The organism is Mesorhizobium sp. M0306, assembly GCF_040321655.1.
In the GTDB taxonomy this organism is placed as follows: Bacteria; Pseudomonadota; Alphaproteobacteria; order Rhizobiales; family Rhizobiaceae; genus Mesorhizobium.
In genome coordinates this window covers 22003-39545 of the sequence record NZ_JAMYRY010000034.1, presented here as the reverse complement: position 1 = coordinate 39545, position 17543 = coordinate 22003, and the positions used below count along the sequence as shown (strand labels likewise).

11 protein-coding genes and 1 tRNA gene are annotated in these 17543 nt (G+C 62.2%); 4 read left to right on the top strand and 8 right to left on the bottom strand.

The features are described from left to right. Positions 1-35 precede the first annotated feature (35 nt). Entirely contained in the window at positions 36-1499 is a 1464-nt protein-coding gene (gene betB / locus NKI95_RS29515) for a betaine-aldehyde dehydrogenase (protein ID WP_352721230.1), read from the top strand. Here the strand turns inward: betB and NKI95_RS29510 are convergent. Together NKI95_RS29510 and NKI95_RS29505 are read right to left on the bottom strand one after the other, a co-directional pair. Further along, entirely contained in the window at positions 1463-3733 is a 2271-nt protein-coding gene (locus NKI95_RS29510; RefSeq protein ID WP_352721228.1) for an AGE family epimerase/isomerase, read from the bottom strand. The two genes, betB and NKI95_RS29510, sit on opposite strands and share 37 nt — an antisense overlap. Before the next feature lie 17 nt (positions 3734-3750). Further along, the gene (locus NKI95_RS29505; protein ID WP_502909276.1) at positions 3751-5265 is read right to left on the bottom strand and encodes a phosphomannomutase/phosphoglucomutase; all 1515 of its coding nucleotides are present in this window, start codon (positions 5263-5265) and stop codon (positions 3751-3753) included. Between the two features lie 206 nt (positions 5266-5471). Between NKI95_RS29505 and NKI95_RS29500 the strand changes: the two genes are divergently transcribed. After that, positions 5472-5548: transfer RNA gene (locus NKI95_RS29500), tRNA-Pro, on the top strand. 70 nt (positions 5549-5618) lie between these two features. Here NKI95_RS29500 and NKI95_RS29495 read toward each other — a convergent pair. The 4 genes from NKI95_RS29495 to NKI95_RS29480 all read right to left on the bottom strand — a co-directional run bounded on the left by NKI95_RS29495 (position 5619) and on the right by NKI95_RS29480 (position 11032). Next, positions 5619-7238: an ABC transporter ATP-binding protein gene (locus NKI95_RS29495; protein WP_352721226.1), complete on the bottom strand. Its 1620-nt coding sequence runs from the start codon at positions 7236-7238 to the stop codon at positions 5619-5621. A gap of 1 nt (position 7239) precedes the next feature. Continuing rightward, positions 7240-8358 (bottom strand): ABC transporter permease, encoded by a 1119-nt coding sequence (locus NKI95_RS29490; protein ID WP_352468531.1) that lies wholly within the window; start codon positions 8356-8358, stop codon positions 7240-7242. Continuing rightward, positions 8351-9274 carry an ABC transporter permease subunit gene (locus NKI95_RS29485; RefSeq protein ID WP_352721224.1) on the bottom strand — a complete coding sequence of 308 codons (924 nt, stop codon included), beginning with the start codon at positions 9272-9274 and terminating at the stop codon, positions 8351-8353. Before NKI95_RS29485 ends, NKI95_RS29490 begins: the two co-directional genes overlap by 8 nt. 165 nt (positions 9275-9439) lie before the next feature. Further along, positions 9440-11032, bottom strand: coding sequence for a peptide ABC transporter substrate-binding protein (locus NKI95_RS29480; protein ID WP_352721222.1), 1593 nt, complete (start codon positions 11030-11032; stop codon positions 9440-9442). 381 nt (positions 11033-11413) lie between these two features. On the opposite strand from NKI95_RS29480, the gene NKI95_RS29475 reads away from it, so the two are divergent. Then, entirely contained in the window at positions 11414-11893 is a 480-nt protein-coding gene (locus NKI95_RS29475; RefSeq protein ID WP_352721220.1) for a TadE/TadG family type IV pilus assembly protein, read from the top strand. Between the two features lies 1 nt (position 11894). Continuing rightward, positions 11895-13679: a pilus assembly protein TadG-related protein gene (locus NKI95_RS29470; protein ID WP_352721219.1), complete on the top strand. Its 1785-nt coding sequence runs from the start codon at positions 11895-11897 to the stop codon at positions 13677-13679. 16 nt (positions 13680-13695) lie between these two features. Here the strand turns inward: NKI95_RS29470 and bglA are convergent, their stop codons facing one another. Next, positions 13696-15324 (bottom strand): beta-galactosidase BglA, encoded by a 1629-nt coding sequence (bglA, locus tag NKI95_RS29465; RefSeq protein ID WP_352721217.1) that lies wholly within the window; start codon positions 15322-15324, stop codon positions 13696-13698. Then, a complete protein-coding gene (gene glgX, locus NKI95_RS29460; RefSeq protein ID WP_352721216.1) occupies positions 15314-17320 on the bottom strand; it encodes a glycogen debranching protein GlgX in 2007 nt (668 codons plus the stop codon). Before glgX ends, bglA begins: the two co-directional genes overlap by 11 nt. Between the last annotated feature and the right edge of the window lie 223 nt (positions 17321-17543).

Here is a 17543-nt window from a genome sequence, read left to right as displayed (position 1 = left end):
CCGCATGCCGCGAAAAGACGATTTGGAGAACAGTCATGCGCGCCCAGCCAACGGCATCGCACTATGTCAACGGCCGTTACATCGACGACGAGCGCGGCGCGCCGCTGCAGGTAATCTATCCTGCAACCGGCGAGACCATCGCCATGCTGCGCTCGGCGACGCCGAACGTGCTGGAGCTCGCGATCGAGGCGGCGCGTGCGGCACAACCGGCCTGGGCGCGGCTGAAGCCGGTCGAACGCGGCCGCATCCTGCGCCGCGCCGCCGACATCTTGCGCGCGCGCAATGCCGATCTGGCGCGCATCGAGACGCTGGATACCGGTAAGCCTATCCAGGAGACGCTGGTTGCGGACGCCCCGTCGGCGGCCGACTGCCTGGAATATTTCGGCGGCGCGGTCGCCGCCTTTAATGGCGAGGCCGTCGATCTCGGCGGACCCTTTGCCTATACCAGGCGCGAGGCGCTCGGCGTCTGCGTCGGCATCGGCGCCTGGAATTACCCGATCCAGATCGCCGGCTGGAAATCCGCACCCGCCCTCGCCATGGGCAATGCGATGGTGTTCAAGCCCTCGGAAAACACGCCGCTTTCAGCACTGGCGCTCGCCGAAATCTATACCGAGGCCGGCCTGCCCGACGGCCTGTTCAACGTCGTGCAAGGTTTTGGCGATGTCGGCGCCGGCCTTGTCGGCCATGAGGTCGTCGCCAAGGTCTCGGTGACCGGCTCCGTGCCGACCGGCCGCAAGGTGCTGTCGCTCGCCGGCTCGAAGATGAAGCACGCGACGATGGAGCTCGGCGGCAAGTCGCCGCTGATCGTCTTCGAAGACGCCGACCTCGAAAACGCCATCGGCGGCGCGATGCTCGGCAATTTCTATTCGACCGGCCAGATCTGCTCCAATGGCACGCGGGTGTTCGTGCAGAGCAGCATCCATGACCGTTTCGTCGACAGGCTGACCGAGCGGACCAAGAAAATCCGCATCGGCGATCCGCTCGATCCGGACACGCAGATGGGGCCGCTGGTCTCCAAGGCGCAGCATGACAAGGTGGTCTCTTACATCGAAGCGGGCAAACAGGATGGCGCGGTGCTCGCCTGCGGCGGCAACGTGCCGGCGTTGCAGGGCTTCCAGGGCGGCTTCTTCGTCGAGCCGACGGTGTTCACCGGTGTCGCAGACACGATGCGCATCGCGCGCGAGGAGATTTTCGGGCCAGTCATGAGCGTGCTGAAATTCGACAGCGAGGACGAGGTGATCGAGCGCGCCAACGATACCGAATTCGGCCTCGCCGCTGGCGTGTTCACCCGCGATCTGGCGCGCGCCCACCGCGTCATCGCCGAATTGCAGGCCGGCACCTGCTGGATCAACGCCTATAATCTGACGCCGGTCGAAATCCCGTTCGGCGGCTTCAAGCAGTCCGGCGTCGGCCGCGAGAATTCGCTCGCGGCACTGGCACTCTATTCGCAGCTGAAGTCGGTCTATGTCGAGACGGGGGACGTCGCCAGCCCATACTGATCCTTGCGGGCGGTGCCATCCAGATACTGGGTCAACGCGCAGACCAGATGATAGAAGATGCTGGCCGGCACCTCGCTTGCCAGCGAGCGGCCACGCTCGTCAATGCGGTCGATCCACAGGCCGAGCGGTGCCGGATTGATGTGCCAGCGGAACAGCCGGCCGACACGCGCCTCGATTTCCGGCTTCAGGTCGGGACCGCCCGAACCATCCAGCGCGATCGCCGCCTTGATCGCTTCGGCCTGCGGCCAACTGCGCGAGACGCGGTCGAGCGGCAGCCCTTGCCGCGAGACCGCGCCGTAGGCGAGGCCTGTGGCGCGGTTGAGGCCATTGGCAATTGCCGACGCGTAAAGCTTCCGGGCAAGGCCGGTCAAGCCGCTCTGGCCGCTGCGCCCGGCGAAGTCGACCAGCAGCGAGGCCCATTCGAAATGATGGCCGGGTTCGGTCCACGTGCCCTTCTCACCAGGGGCCGGCCGCCATTCATTGTCGAAATACTCACCCAGCGTCCAGCTTTCCGGGTCGAAGAAATGGCTGCGAAACAGATCGACGATGCGCGCGGCGCGGCGAAGATAGGCGCGCTCGCCCGTCGCCTGATGCCAGGCCAGGAATGCCTCGAGCAGATGCATGTGCGGGTTGGAGCGGCGCTCGCCCTCGCCGCTCGAGGTCTCGCGGAAGCCGGTCAGGCGTTCGTCCTCGAGATGCGCGTCGATGAACGCAAAGGTCTCCTCGCCAAGCCGCAACGCATCGGGATTGCCGCACATATGGGCATGCGCCAGCGCCAGGAGCACGCAGGAATGGTCATAGGCATCCTCGGCGGCGTCGGCGACAGTGCCGTCGATGTTGAGCGTGCGTACCCAGCCGCCATTGTCGGTGCGGCCGTGCCTGGCCATGAATTCGAGGCCGTGGCTGATCAGCCGATCGGCCGGGCCGTTCCAGCCGCGCGCCTTGGCGACCGCGAAGGCGTAAATCTGCCTGGCCTGAGTGCGCATGCGTTTTGGTTTCATCAGCGGGGCGGCATCGAAACCGAGCGCCTCGTGGAACCCGCCATGGCGCTCGTCGACGCCGACCGTCGACCATAACGGCACCGTCTCCTCGAACAGCCAATGGTGAACGCGGCGCTGCCAGGCGCCGCTTTCGATGACTCGATCGTCGGCGGGCGTGAACCTGGTCTCCAGGCGACCGCTCTTTTCGAGCTGCTCGACGATCTTCTTGACGTTCTGGCTGTGGCTGACCGGAGCGACGAAAGTGGCGTCGGCGGTCGACACGATGGCGACGTCCTTCAGGCCTATGGCCGACAGCAGGCGGCCGTCGCTGCGGATATAGGAGTTCTCGCAATCGATGGCGACGACGTCGCCGACGATGACATTGCCCTGGGTGTCGGAGGGGCCGACGTCGAGCAGCGATTGCCAGGAGCCGAGATCGTTCCAGCGAAAGCCGGCCGGCACCATGGCGATGCCGCTGGCGCGCTCCATGATCGCATAGTCGATCGATGTCGATGGGATGGCGGCATAGAGCTCCAGAGGCATGTAGAGGCCGGAAAGGTCCGATGTCGCAGCTTGGTAGGCAGCCTCTGTGGCGCTCCAGATGTCTGGCTGGAAAGCCATGAACGCGTCGCGCATGGCACTGGCGCGAAACAGGAAGATGCCGGTGTTCCAGTAGAAATTGCCGGCCTCGAGATAGCTCTGCGCGGTGGCGAGATCGGGTTTTTCGACGAAACGCGAGACATCGCAGATACCATCGCGCTCGCCGGCCACCTCGATGTAGCCATACCCGGTCTCGGGTTGGGCGGGCTTGATGCCGAACACCACCAGCCTGCCTTCGCGCGCCGCCGCCGTGCCGGCCTCGACGCTCCGCCAGAATTGCTGCGCGGTCGCAATCTCATGGTCGGACGGCACCACCAGCACCAGGCTGTCGCCGAATTCCGACAAGGTGCGCAGGCTTGCCAAAGCGACGGCCGCGGCAGTGTTGCGCCCGGTCGGCTCGAACAGCGGGCCGCCGCCGGAAAGCTCGTGACCAGCAATGTCGGCATGAACGCGGTCGGCATGCCTTTCCGACGCAATCAGGAAAACCGGCGTTTCGCCCTCCGGCCGCGCGGTCAGCCGCCGCAGCGTCTTGGCCAGCATCGAGCCGTCGCCGGAGAAATCATGGAACTGCTTGGGATTGTCCTCGCGCGACAGCGGCCACAGCCGCGAGCCGACGCCGCCGCTCATCACAAAACTGACGATCCGTTCGGTCATGAAAACAAGCCCCGCGTTCAAAAGGTCTGATTGTAGGCGCCGACTTCCGGGCTGCGGCGCAGCACCCCGTCGACGGCTTCGAACATCTGCCGCCGCCGCTCGGACGATACCGGGCTTTCGACCACCACCACAAGCTCCGGCTTGTTCGATGATGCCCGCACCAGCCCCCAGGTACTATCCTCCGCCACGACCCTGACGCCGTTGACGGTGATCAGTTCGGCTATCTTCTGGCCGGCGAAGACCGCGCCCTCGTCCTTCATCTTGCGAAAGTCGCCTACGACGCGCTCGACGACGCCGTATTTGAGCTCGTCGGCGCAGTGTGGCGACATGGTCGGCGTGCCGAAGGTTAGCGGCAGATCGCGATAGAGGTCGGCCATGCTGCTTTGCGGGCTGCGATCCAGCATCTGGCATATGGCGATGGCCGTTACCAGGCCATCGTCATAGCCGCGGCCGATCGGCGGATTGAAGAAGAAATGGCCCGATTTTTCGAAACCGGCGGCGGCGCCGAGTTCGGCGACGCGCCGTTTGATATAGGAGTGACCGGTTTTCCAATAGTCGGTGACCGCGCCATTTTCCCGCAGCACCTTGTCCGTCATGAACAATCCGGTCGACTTGACGTCGACGACGAAAGTCGAGCCTGGGTAGAGGTGCGAGATGTCGCGCGCCAGCATGACGCCGACCTTGTCGGCGAAGATCTCGTTGCCTTCATTGTCGACCACGCCGCAGCGATCGCCGTCGCCGTCGAAACCGAGCCCGACATCGGCGCCCGTTTCCAGCACCTTGTCGCGAATGGCGTGCAGCATCTGCATGTCTTCGGGGTTGGGATTGTAGTTGGGAAACGTATGATCGAGCTCGACGTCGAGCGGGATCACCTCGCAGCCGATCCTTTCCAGTGCCTCGGGAGCGAAAGCCCCGGCGGTGCCGTTGCCGCAGGCGGCTACCACCTTGAGCTTCCTGGAGATACGCTTGCCCGCTGTCAGATCGTCAAGGTAGGTTTTGCGGAAATCCGCAACGAAGTCATAGGAGCCACCACCGACAAGGTCGAAATCGCCTGAGAGCACTATCGCCTTCAACGCGCTCATCTCCTCCGGACCAAAAGTCAGCGGGCGCGCCGCGCCCATCTTGACGCCGGTCCAGCCATTCTCGTTATGCGAGGCAGTGACCATGGCGACGGAGGGCGTGTCGAGCGCGAACTGGGCGAAATAAGCCATCGGCGACAGGGCAAGCCCGACATCCTTGACCCGTGCGCCGGCCGCCATCAGCCCGGAAACCAACGCCAGCTTGATGGCAAGCGAATAAGAGCGGAAATCGTGACCGGTGACGATGTCGGGTCCGGCACCCAGGCGGCGGATCAGCGTGCCGAGCCCCATGCCGAGCGCCTGGACGCCGATCAGATTGAGTTCCGGCGGCTCGTTCGAGCCGGGATGGCCGAACCACCAGCGCGCATCATATTCGCGAAACCCGGACGGCTTGATCAGCGCCGAGGTTTCAAACTCAAAAGTGTTTGGTCTGACATCGCTAACGATCTTCATCGACAAGGCTGCAAACTCCAGGCGGCTGAATCAGGTGCTTCGAGGCAAGTGGACGATTACCCAGAAGCCCCTTTAAGCCGTGTTTGTGCGACAGGAAACTGAAACCTGTATGACGTGGCGGCTAAAGCGAAAGAAATGCGACCGAAGCGCTGCCATTGGCGCTTGCAGTAACCAAACGCGGCGGCTATAAGCCCGCGGTCTGGTCACGGAGTGTAGCGCAGCCTGGTAGCGCACATCGTTCGGGACGATGGGGTCGCAGGTTCAAATCCTGCCACTCCGACCAGAAAAAACAGCGGCTTAGCTGTTCTTGTTCCCGAAACGACCACCATCCGCCGCAGTTCTGACCAATCGCGCTATGCGCTCAGGCGAAATCGCGTCACGTCGATGGCCGCGGCCATCAGCGTCTGTGTGTAGGTGGCCTGCGGGTTGCTGAAGATCGCCTCGGCCGGTCCCTCCTCGACGATCTTGCCCTGCTTCATGACGATAATGTAGTCGGCCATGGCGCGCACGACGGCGAGATCGTGGCTGATGAACAGATAGGACAGCTCGTGGTCGGCTTGCAGCTTGCGCAGCAATTCGACGATCTGCTTCTGCACCGAGCGGTCCAGCGCCGAGGTCGGCTCGTCCAGCACCACCACTTTCGGCTTGAGGATCATGGCGCGCGCAATGGCGATGCGCTGCCGCTGGCCGCCGGAGAATTCATGCGGATAGCGGTTGCGCGTATTGGGGTCGAGCCCGACTTCGAGCAAGGCGTCGACGGCGCGGAGATCGCGCTGCCTGCCCGACAGATTGGGCTCGTGGACCAGGAGCCCCTCGGTGATGATCTGGCCGACGGTCATGCGTGGCGATAGCGAGCCGAATGGATCCTGGAAAACCAGCTGCAATTCGCGCCGCAGCGGCCGCATCGCCTGCCGGTCGGCGTGGGAAATGTCGCGGTCGCCAAGCCGGATGATGCCGTCGCTGGGCAGGAGCCGCAGCAAGGCGCGGCCGAGCGTCGATTTTCCCGAGCCGGATTCGCCGACGATGCCGATGGTCTGGTTACGCCTCAGCTGGATCGAAATGCGATCGACAGCGCGCAATATCAGCGGTTCTCCGCCAAGAAATCCGCCGCCGATCTTGAAGGTCACCTCGACGTTCCTGCCTTCAAGCAGGACAGGGGCATCCGGAGGCGGCGGCGCCTTGGTGCCGGTCGGTTCGGCGGCGAGCAGCATCTTGGTATAGGCGTGCTGCGGGTTGGCGAAGATCGCTTCCGCCTCGCCCTCCTCGACGACCTCGCCATAGCGCATCACATAGACCCGATCGGCAAAGCGCCTGACGATGCCGAGATCGTGAGTGATGAAGACGATCGCCATGCCGAGCTTACGCTGCAGTTCGGCGAGCAGCATGAGGATCTGCGCCTGGATGGTCACGTCGAGCGCGGTCGTCGGCTCGTCAGCGATCAGTATGTCGGGGTCGTTGGCCAGCGCCATGGCGATCATGACGCGCTGGCGCTGACCGCCCGACAACTCGTGCGGATAGGAGTTCATCCGCCGCTCCGGATCGGGAATATGGACCAGCCGCAGCAACTTGAGCGCCTCCTCGCGTGCTTCGGCGGCGCCAAGTCCACGATGCTTGCGGATCGGTTCAATCAACTGGTTGCCGATCGAATAGAGCGGGTCGAGCGAAGTCATCGGCTCCTGGAAGATCATGCTGATCTTGCGGCCGCGGATCTTGTTGAGCTCGGGCTTGCTCAAGGTCAAAAGATTGCGGCCGCGATAATCGACGGTGCCGGTGGCTTCGCCGTTCGAGGCGAGCAGGCTCATCGCCGCCATCATCGTCTGGCTCTTGCCGGAACCGGATTCGCCGACGACGGCGACGGTTTCGCCTGATTTGACGTGGATGTTGATGCCCTTCACCGCCTCCACCACACCGTCGAGGGTGCGGAAGCGGACGCGAAGGTCCTTGACGCTGAGGATGGTTTCGGAAGCAGCCATCTCAACGATCCTTCGGGTCGAGCGCGTCGCGCAGCCCATCGCCGACGAAATTCAGCGCGAACAGCGTGGAGACGAGAAAGAAGGCCGGGAACAAAAGCAGCCAGTTGGCCGAGCCGATGTTCTGGGCGCCGACCGAGATCAGCACGCCCCAGCTGGTCATCGGCTCCTGGACGCCGAGCCCGAGGAACGACAAAAAACTCTCCAGGATGATGACCTGCGGCACCAGCAGCGTCATGTAGATCACCACCGGCCCGAGCAAATTGGGGATCACGTGGCGCAGCAGAATGCCGCGCTGCCTGACGCCCATCGCCTCCGCCGCCTGGACATATTCTTGCCGGCGGATCGACAGCGCCTGTCCGCGCACGATGCGCGCCATGTCGAGCCACAGCACGGCGCCGACGGCCAGGAACATCAGCACGAAATTCCTGCCGAAAAACACCACCAGCATAATGACGAAGAAGATGAACGGCAAAGAATAGAGCACGTCGACGATACGCATCATCACCTCGTCGACTCTGCCGCCGGCAAGGCCGGCGGTGGCGCCGTAGAGCACGCCGATGACCACGGCCACAATGCCGGCAAGCAGGCCGATGGCCAGCGATATGCGCCCGGCCATCAGCGTTCGGGACAGGAGATCGCGGCCGGTATTGTCGGTGCCGAACAGGAAATATTGCTGCTTGATCGAGGCACTCATCACCATTTCGAGACCGTCCGGCGATTTGCTCTCGATCTTTGTGTCATCAAAGGTATCGGAACGATCAAGGTAGCGAATGTTGCGGTCGTCGATCGGCTTGGACGATCTGACGGTAACGAACACACGGCTGCCCTCCTGCCGCCACTCCTTGATGTCGACGCGCATACGCCTGATCGCCTCATCGAGAGCGCCTTCGATCATGTCGGCCTTCGGATAGGCGGAGAAGCTCGGCGGCGTCCGGACATAGTCGGCATAGATGGTTGTGTATTGGTGCGGCACGAAATAGGGCCCAAACACGCTGATGACGGCGATGAAGGCAAGATAATAGAGACTGAACATGGCCGCGCGATTGGCCTTGAGGCGTGCCCAGGCGTCCCCCCACAGGGATCGGCCGACGACCGGTGCGGCAACTGCGATATCAGTCATAGCGCACCCTCGGATCGACGACACCATAGAGGACGTCGACGATCAGGTTGAAAACGATGGTGAAGAGCGCGATGACCACCACCGTCCCCATCACCAGAGTGTAGTCGCGGTTGAGCGCGGCACCGACAAAATGGCGGCCGATGCCCGGGATAGAAAAGATGGTCTCGACGATGATCGAGCCTGTGAGAAGGGCTGCGGCTGCCGGACCGGTGAAGGAGACGATCGGCAGGATGGCGCCGCGCAACGCATGCTTGACGACGACTGACCAGTCGGACAGGCCGAGCGCGCGCGCGGTGCGGATGTGATGCGAGTGCAGCGATTCGATCATCGAGCCGCGCATCAGGCGGGCGACGATGGCGATCTGCGGCAGAGCGAGCGTCAGCACCGGGCCGACCTTGTTGATGAGGGCTCCATCGCCCCAGCCACCGATCGGCAGCAGCTTCCAGGTCAATCCGAATACAAGCTGGATTACCGGGGCGATGACGAAGGTCGGTATGGTACTGCCGGCGGTCGCCAGCGCGATCACCGAATAGTCGGCAAGCTTGTTCTGGTTGAGCGCGGCAACAGTGCCGAGCACGCTGCCGAGGAGCAGCGCCAGAACGAGCGCCGAAGCGCCGAGTTGGATCGAGATCGGCAGGCCTTCCCTGAACAGCTCGCCGACGGTGAAATCCGGCATGTTGTAGCTGGGGCCGAAATTGCCGCGCAGAAGATTGCCTAGATAATGGAGGTACTGCAGCCAGAGCGGGTCGTTGAGGCCGAACTGGGCTTCGAGATTAGCTCTGATCTCGGGGCTCAGGCCCCGCTCCTGGTTGAACGGTCCGCCCGGTGCGACGCGTATCAGGAAGAACGCTATGGTCACGATGACGAATAGCGTCGGGATGGCGGTCAGCAGCCGCCGAAATACGTAACGCAGCATCGATGCCCCGCTTGATCCAGAGCAGCGCGCGTCCAGCTGGACGATTGCGCTCTAGCCTTCAAATCTTCGCACCGACATTGTCGAAAATCGAATCCGGTTCCCGGGCCGATGCGATGGCAAACCAGCGCCGCCGGGCATTGAGGTGCGCGGCGGCCTGGCTAAGGGTCAGTCCTTGCTGATGAAGCGGGACGGATGGATGTCCATCACATTGTCGTCGAAGCCATGCAGCTTCGAGGAAACGATGTCGTGATAGCTATAGTAGAGGATCGGAATGTTGCCGACCTCATCGACGAGGATGCGCTCGGCCTTGGCGAGTTCCTTCATACGCTCTTCGGGCTTGCCACCGGCGGCGGCGGCCTTGTCCATGGCCTCTTCGTATTTCGGGCTGTTGTAGATGGAATAGTTGTTGCCACTGGCCTTGCGGGAGATGCCAAGGAAGGTTTCCGGATCCTTGTAATCCGCAATCCAGGCGGCACGCGCGACGTCATAGTCGCCCTTCTGCTCGAGGAACGAGTAGTGGGTCTTGGTATCGGTGTTGAGCAGGCTGACCTCGACGCCAAGCGGCTTCAGCTGTTCCTGGATGGCGACAGCGGTGTTCTTGTGGTTTTCCGAGGTGTTGTAGCGGATTTCCATCTTCAACGGATGCTCGGGCGTATAGCCGAGCTTTTCCAGGATTTTCTTGGCTTCATCCTCGCGGTCGATCTGCGACATGTCGGCGTATTTGGCCAGTGCCGGCGTGTAGCCCTCGATGCCCGGAGGCACCATAGAATAGCCGGGCAGCATCGAATTCTGCCAGACTTTTTCGGCGAGGAAGTCGCGATCGATCGCCATCGAGATGGCGTTGCGCAGTTCGACATTGGCCCACGGCGCCTTGTCGGTCTTGATCGCATAATAGTAGGTGCCGAGATATGGCCCGACACGGACCTGGTCGCCGAATTTGGCCCTGAGGTCGGCGAGCTGTTCGGTCGGCAGGTCACCGTAACTGTCGAGTTCGCCGGCCTCGAAGCGCTTCATCGCCGACGAGCGATCCTCGGTCGGGATGTAGTTGACCACGTCGAACTTGACGCTCGCGGCGTCCCAGAATTTCGGATTCTTGACCAGCTTCAGATGGTCGTTGGGAATCCACTCCGCCGCTGTAAAGGCCCCGTTGGAGACCAGCTTGCCTGCCTTGATCCAGTCGGCGCCAAGCTTTTCGATAGACGCCTTATTAACCGGATAGGTCGCCTGATGGGTCAGCATCTCCAGGAAGTAAGGCGTTGGCGCCTTGAGCGTGACTTCGAGGGTATTTGCGTCAATCGCCTTGACGCCCATTTCCTCCGGCTTGCCCTTCTTGGTGTTGACTTCCTCGGCACCCTTCACTGGATAGAGCATGGAAGCGTATTCGGCAGCGGTGGCCGGATCTTCCAGCCGACGGAACGAATAAACGAAGTCGTCCGGCGTCACCGGGCTGCCATCCGACCAGAGGCCGTCCTTGCGCAACTTGAAGGTGTAGACAGTGCCGTCGTCGGACACCGTCCAGCTTTCGGCGGCGCCCGGAATGAGATTCGTCTTCTGGTCATGCATGACGAGGCCCTGGAACAGGTCGCGTATGATATCGGCTTCGTAGACCGTCGAGGTCTTGTGCGGATCGAGCGTCTCCGCTTCGGCGGCGGCTCCGCGGTTGTAGACGGTTTCGGCGAAAGCCGGCGTGTAGAACGTACCGGCGGCCAAGACCATGGTCGTGGCGAGTACCGTCGCCTTCAGCACATGTTTCAGCATGGAGTTCTCCCTAATGACGTCGCCCTTCAGCCACGTCTCTAAGTGTTGACGCCCCGAAACCGATTGATTGGTTCCTTTCGAGCGCGCAGCCGGTTCCCTTTCCGGCAGCTGGTGGCCAAACAGTAACGTGGAGATTTTTTATTTCAACAGACTCTCGGGGTCACCCAAAGTAAGGGGGCCGGGGCAGTCGCTTTGCGAGCGGCCAATCAATGATCGAAACCATGAGTTTGGCTGGGTTTCCTGGCTAGAACGCCGATCTGGGAAATAATCTGGCCGATCATTTCAGTTTACCGGAATGTATTAATTGGTTCTTAGGCAACCAAGGGTTACAAATTTCGATGGGTTCGGCAGATCGACCTTATGGTCCAACGGGCAAGGGCAATGAACAAGATAGACAGTAATACTGTCGCATTAAAGCGTAAAATATCGCGCCAAATAAGGACAAATCTACGCAAAATTGGAGATGAGTCGGGAACTTCCGCGGTCGAATTCGCCCTGCTTTCACCGGTCTTTATCCTGCTCATACTCGGAATGGTTGCATATGGTATCTATTTTGGTGCAAGCAACTCCTTGCAGCAGATCGCCGCCGATGCCGCCCGCACTGCAATTGCCGGATTGAATCAAACCGAGCGCCAGGCGCTGGTGGCCGGTTTCGTCAAAAACAATGCCAGTGGATACCCGTTCGTCGATTCCGGCAAGCTGACCTATCAGGCGACGGACAGCACGGCCGACGGAAATCAGTTCGTCGTGTCGATCCAGTACGATGCCAGCAACCTGCCGATCTGGAACCTGTTACCAAGCGTTGCGATGCCCCAAACCACGATCTCACGCAGGTCTACCATAAGGATTGGAGGCATTTGAAATGTCGCAGTTCTTGCTGAGGGGCATCGGCCGGATCGCTCGCTCGATGGTTGGCGACGAGAAGGCGAACTTTGCCGTCATGACGGCGCTGATAGCGCCATTCGCGCTGGGGCTGGCGGCCTTCGCTGTCGACGAAGGTTCGATCTACACGGAGCGCAGGGAAGCCCAGGCGATGACCGATCTGGCGGCGATCACCGCGGCGTCGAACATCAACAATATGGAAGCCGCGGCGGTAACCACGCTCAGTGACAACCGAATGCCCGGCATCATTGTTCAAAAGCCGGGTGAGACAATCGTTCCCACGGTTGGGAAAACCGTCGTGTCCGTCACCGGCGGCCGATACTCAGCGGCGTCCTCCGTCGAAGTCGACAAGCGCTTCGAAGCGGGTAAAACGCCTTACAACGCCGTTCGCGTCACTCTGCAAAAAATCCCCGCCCGGTATTTCGCCAGTTCGCTCATCCCTACCCCGGTTGTCGGCACCGAAGCCATTGCCAGCGTGACCCCCCAAGCGATGTTCTCGGTCGGGTCCAGGTTGCTCAGCGTCAATGGCGGCATCCTCAACGCGCTTCTCAGCAAGCTGCTGGGCGCCAACATCTCGCTCAGCGTCATGGACTACAACGCCCTGATCTCGGCCGATGTCAACGTGCTTTCGTTCGTCGATGCCCTTGCCGTACAGTTGCAACTAACAGGTGTCAGCTATTCCGACGTGCTGGCGTCAAAAGCGACGGTAGGCCAGATCGCGACCGCCATGGCCAATGCGTCCGGGTCGGGCAGCGCCAGCAAACTTGTGCTGCAGACGATCGCATCTAGGGCCACCAACGCGGTCAAGATACCCCTCAGTCATCTTATCGATCTTGGCTCGATCGGTAGGCTCGGCCTCGGACAAAAGTCTCCCGGCTTTTCCGTCGACGCAAGCGCGATGGGCATGCTGGGTGCCGCCGCCTCGCTGGCCAATGGCTCAAACCAGGTCCAGGTCGATCTCGGCGCCACTATTCCGGGACTTACCTCCACCACGCTCGCCATCGCTATCGGTGAACCGATGCAATATTCACCCTGGCTGGCCGTCGGGGAAAAAGGCACCGTGGTGCGCACCGCGCAGACGCGCATCAAGCTGGTCACCACAGTCGGCATCGGCAATTCCAGTCTCGGCGGCGGCATCAGTCTGCTGTCCGTCAACCTGCCTCTGCATGTCGAAGTCGCCTATGCGGAAGCCAAGCTAACCGACATCAGCTGCCCGACGGGCCGGCCGGATAGCATCAAGGTCTCGATCGCCGCGCAGCCCGGTGTGGCCTCGCTGCACCTTGCCGCCAGCGACGCCGACAACAACCCATCGGCCTTCGCCGATTTCAGCAATCCGCAATCGTTCTCCGATGCCACGATTGCACAGGTAAGCGTGAAGCTTCTGCTGCTCACCCTCAATCTGCTCGATGTGAAGGGTTCTTCATCACTTGCCATCACCAACAACGATCCGACCACATTGACCTTCGACAGCACCGATATCGCCAACAAGACGATAAAAACTGTCGCCACAAAAAACCTGACGCAATCACTCACGACATCGCTGGTCAGCGGCCTCTCGCTCTCGGTCAATGCACTGGGCCTCGGGCTGGACGTGACGGCCCTGCTCGGAACGGTGAAGCCGGCGGTGGTAACGGTTCTGAACGGCGTGACGGCGCCTGTCGACACACTGGTCTATAACGTGCTTGCGGCGCTTGGTGTGCATGTCGGCGAGGCCGATGTCCGGGTTGTCGGCGCGACTTGCGGGCGCTCCGTGCTCGTTCAATGAGATGATGAAATAGAGATCAGCCGATCCGGCCGAGGAAGCAGCCTAGCGGCGGCAGCGACAGAGTTCTTTCCTGCAAAACCCCGTCAGCACCGCCAAGATCTATCGGTTCTATCGCATCCAGATCTGGCGGCAATTGCCAGTCGGCCAACTCGTCGGCGAAATTGAAGACGCAGAGCAGCTTTTCGTCACCGCCTTCTCGAACGAAAGCAAGGACGTCGCCTTCGGCATCGAGGAACCGGATCGAGCCTCGAACCAGCGCCGGATGCTGCTTGCGCAAGGCCAGCATCGCCCGGTAGCTCGCCAGGACGGACGTTTGCTCGCCGTACTGGACGTCGACCGCCCGGGCGCGATGGCTTGCCGGGATTGGAAGCCACGGCTTGCCGGTCGAAAAGCCGGCATTGTCGACGCTAGCCTCCCAGACCATCGGCGTTCGGCACCCATCCCGCCCCTTGATTGCCGGCCAGAAGCGGACGCCGAAAGGATCGCGCAAATCCTCGAAGGCCAGTTCGGCCTCCTCCAGCCCGAGCTCCTCGCCCTGGTAGAGGCAGATTGATCCGCGCAGGCAGGAAAGCAGCACAATCGAGAATTTCGCCAGCTTGTCCGGCGCGCCGCCCTGCCTTGCCCAGCGGCTGACATGGCGCACGACATCGTGGTTGGAAAATGCCCAGCAAACCCAGCCGTCGAACACCGTACTCTCGAAGGCCTCGACACAGCCACGCACATGCGCCGCCGAGAATTGCGGGCCGAGCAGGTCGAAGGTGTAGGACATTTGGAGCTTGTCGCCACCGCCGGTATAGGCGGCGAGTGTCTGCAACGAACGGGTTTCGTCGCCAATCTCGCCGACCGCGGCGCGGCCTTCATATTCGTCAAGCAAGGCCCGGAAGCGCCTGAGGAAAGCCAGGTTTTCCGGCTGGCTCTTGTCGAACAGATGCTCCTGGTAAAGATAGGTGCTGGTTGCCGTATTGACGCCGGCGACGCTTTCCGCCAAAGGCGGGTTGCTGCGCAGCCAGCGGTCGTGGACATAGTAGTTGACCGTGTCCAGCCGAAACCCGTCGACGCCGCGCTCGAGCCAGAACCGCACCGTTTCCAGCAAGGCGTCCTGCACCTGCGGATTGTGGAAATTAAGGTCCGGCTGCGAGGCGAGGAAATTGTGGAGGTAATATTGCCTGCGCGTTGCGTCCCATTCCCAGGCCGGGCCGCCGAAAAGCGACAGCCAGTTGTTAGGGGCGGTGCCGTCGGGCTTCGCATCGGCCCAGACGTACCAGTCGGCCTTGGGGTTGTCGCGGCTCGTGCGGCTTTCGACGAACCATTCGTGCCGATCCGACGAATGCGACAAGACCTGGTCGATGATCACCTTCAGGCCGAGTCGATGCGCCTCTGCAATCAGCGCGTCGAAATCCTCTGATGTGCCGAACATCGGATCGACGGCGCAGTAATCCGAAACGTCGTAGCCCATGTCGGCCATTGGCGACTTGAAGAAAGGCGACAGCCAAACTGCGTCGACACCAAGCGATGCGACATGGGCCAGCCTCGAGGTGATGCCGTTGAGATCGCCGCTGCCGTCGCCTGTCGTGTCCTGGAAGGAACGCGGGTAGATCTGGTAGATGACGCAGCCGCGCCACCATTCGGCATTGTCAGCCATCATGGCTCTCCTCTGCGCCCGCCTGCGCGGTCCTGCGTTCGATCATGAATATGACCGTTCGCCCAGGCACCGGCCGTGAGATATCGCCACTATCCGTTTCGATGGCTGGGCGCCAATGAAAACCCGCCCGTTCCGGCAGCGTGAACATGCAGGCCCGGCGGTCGCCATTGATGATCACTGCAAGACGACTGTCCCGATCGCTAGCGAGAACCATGACCAGCCGGTGCCGCGTGGCATCGTGCCAGGCTGCCTCGTCGAGCGTCACGCCGGTTTCAGTCAGCCAGGCAACGTCTGGCATTTCCGAGCCGGCCGCTGGCTCGCCGGTGAGAAGGCTTGCGTCCAAAAGCGCCGGCACGGCACGACGCATCTTGGCGAGCAGAACGGTGTACTGCTCAAGCGCCTGGTCGCGCCCGGCCCAGTCGAGCCAGGTGATGTCATTGTCCTGCGCGTAGGCGTTGTTGTTGCCGCGTTGCGTGCGGCCGAACTCGTCGCCGGCCGTCAGCATGATCGTGCCGCGCGAGGCAAAGAGCGTCGCCAGCAGCGCGCGCTGGTCATCGAAACGGGCCGTAACGATTGCGCGGTCGTCGGCCTTGCCCTCGACGCCATTGTTCCAGGACAGGTTGTCGTCGTGACCATCGCGGTTCTGTTCGCCATTGGCCTCGTTGTGCTTGTGCTCATAGGCAACGATATCGGCCAGCGTCATGCCGTCATGCGCAGCGATGAAATTGACGCTGCGGCTCGTTGTCTGGCCTGCTTTGGAAAAGACGTCGGACGAACCGGCAAGCCGCGTCGCCAGCGCGCCGATCATGCCGCCGTCGCCGCGCCAGAAGCGGCGGATATCGTCACGGTATCTGTCGTTCCATTCGAGGAAGGGCGGCGGAAAATTGCCGAGCTGATAGCCATCCGGTCCGATGTCCCAGGGCTCGGCGACCAGCACCCGGTCGCCAAGAACAGGGTCGTTGCGAATGGCGTTCAGCAGCGGCGCATCAGCGTCGAAAACGCCGTCGACGCGGCCGAGGATCGGCGCCAGATCAAAGCGGAATCCGTCGACACCGGCGTGCTGGGCAAAGTGACGAAGTGCGTCGAGGACCATTTCCCGGACGACGGGATGATCGCAGGCGAGCGTATTGCCGGTTCCGGTGTCATTGACCAGAGCGCCGTCGGCCTCGTGCCCGTAGTAGGCGCGGTTGTCGAGCCCGCGCAGCGACAATGTCGGGCCGAGCCGGTCGCTTTCGCCGGTGTGGTTGAACACCAGGTCGAGGATGGCGCCGATGCCGGCCTCACGCAGCGCGGCAACCGTGGCGCGCAACTCGGCCAGACCGCCGGGCGCCAGTCGCGGATCGAGCGCCATGAAGGTCACGGGATTATAACCCCAGGCGTTGCGCAGACCGAGCGGCGGTAAATGCCGTTCGTCGATCGATGCAGTCACCGGCATCAACTCAATGGCTGCGACGCCGAGTTTTTGCAGATGCTCGACAACAAGGGGATGAGCGAGCGCTGCAATGGTGCCGCGTTGCTTCTCGGGAATGTCCGGATGCAGCTTTGTGAAGGCGCGTACCGGCACTTCGTAGATGAGGCCGCCGGACCGAAACAGAGGCGGCAAGGCAGGCAAGGGTTCCGGCAAGGCGCCAGCAATGGCCTTCGGCATCAGCGACGCCGTGTCGGCCGCCTCGCCCCGGCGCGCGGCCAGCCGGCCGTCATAGGCATAGGGCCTGTCGATCTCGACGGCATAGGGATCGGCCAGCAGCTTGTCGGGATCGAACCAGAGACCGTGTTCCGGCGCGTAGTCGCCGTCGGCGCGGAACCCGTATCGGGTGCCGGCGGCGAGACCGGCAACAAAAAGCGTATGCACGCCGTCGCCCTCGGGCTGGAGTTCAAGCCGGTCGATCTCGCGGTTGCCGCGCTCGTCGAAGATCGAGACCCAGATGCGCCGAGCCGACGAGGACCATGCGGCGAAGCGGATACCTTCCTTGGTGATGGTTGCGCCGAGCTGGCTCACGCGGACCAACCTTGTTGTTGAGCAGCGCAAAGGTTCGGGATTGGCCGAGCAGGCCTCTCCAACTTCGTCATCCCTGGGCGAAGCAGGAGCGAAGCTTCGTCGCGAAGACCCTTGGATCCATGCCGTGGCCTCGGCCGAAGTGCACGGCCGAACAGAATTCTGCACCGTGGCATCGCTCTGGAGTCATGGCATGGATCCTGGGGTCTGCGCCGCGTCGCTTCGC

What these genes read in the sequence shown, in the direction of transcription:
- betB (WP_352721230.1), top strand. Translation starts at nt 36, where the DNA reads ATGCGCGCCCAGCCAACGGCATCGCACTATGTCAACGGCCGTTACATC.
- NKI95_RS29510 (WP_352721228.1), bottom strand. Translation starts at nt 3,733, where the DNA reads ATGACCGAACGGATCGTCAGTTTTGTGATGAGCGGCGGCGTCGGCTCG.
- NKI95_RS29505 (WP_502909276.1), bottom strand. Translation starts at nt 5,265, where the DNA reads ATGAAGATCGTTAGCGATGTCAGACCAAACACTTTTGAGTTTGAAACC.
- NKI95_RS29495 (WP_352721226.1), bottom strand. Translation starts at nt 7,238, where the DNA reads ATGGCTGCTTCCGAAACCATCCTCAGCGTCAAGGACCTTCGCGTCCGC.
- NKI95_RS29490 (WP_352468531.1), bottom strand. Translation starts at nt 8,358, where the DNA reads ATGACTGATATCGCAGTTGCCGCACCGGTCGTCGGCCGATCCCTGTGG.
- NKI95_RS29485 (WP_352721224.1), bottom strand. Translation starts at nt 9,274, where the DNA reads ATGCTGCGTTACGTATTTCGGCGGCTGCTGACCGCCATCCCGACGCTA.
- NKI95_RS29480 (WP_352721222.1), bottom strand. Translation starts at nt 11,032, where the DNA reads ATGCTGAAACATGTGCTGAAGGCGACGGTACTCGCCACGACCATGGTC.
- NKI95_RS29475 (WP_352721220.1), top strand. Translation starts at nt 11,414, where the DNA reads ATGAACAAGATAGACAGTAATACTGTCGCATTAAAGCGTAAAATATCG.
- NKI95_RS29470 (WP_352721219.1), top strand. Translation starts at nt 11,895, where the DNA reads ATGTCGCAGTTCTTGCTGAGGGGCATCGGCCGGATCGCTCGCTCGATG.
- bglA (WP_352721217.1), bottom strand. Translation starts at nt 15,324, where the DNA reads ATGATGGCTGACAATGCCGAATGGTGGCGCGGCTGCGTCATCTACCAG.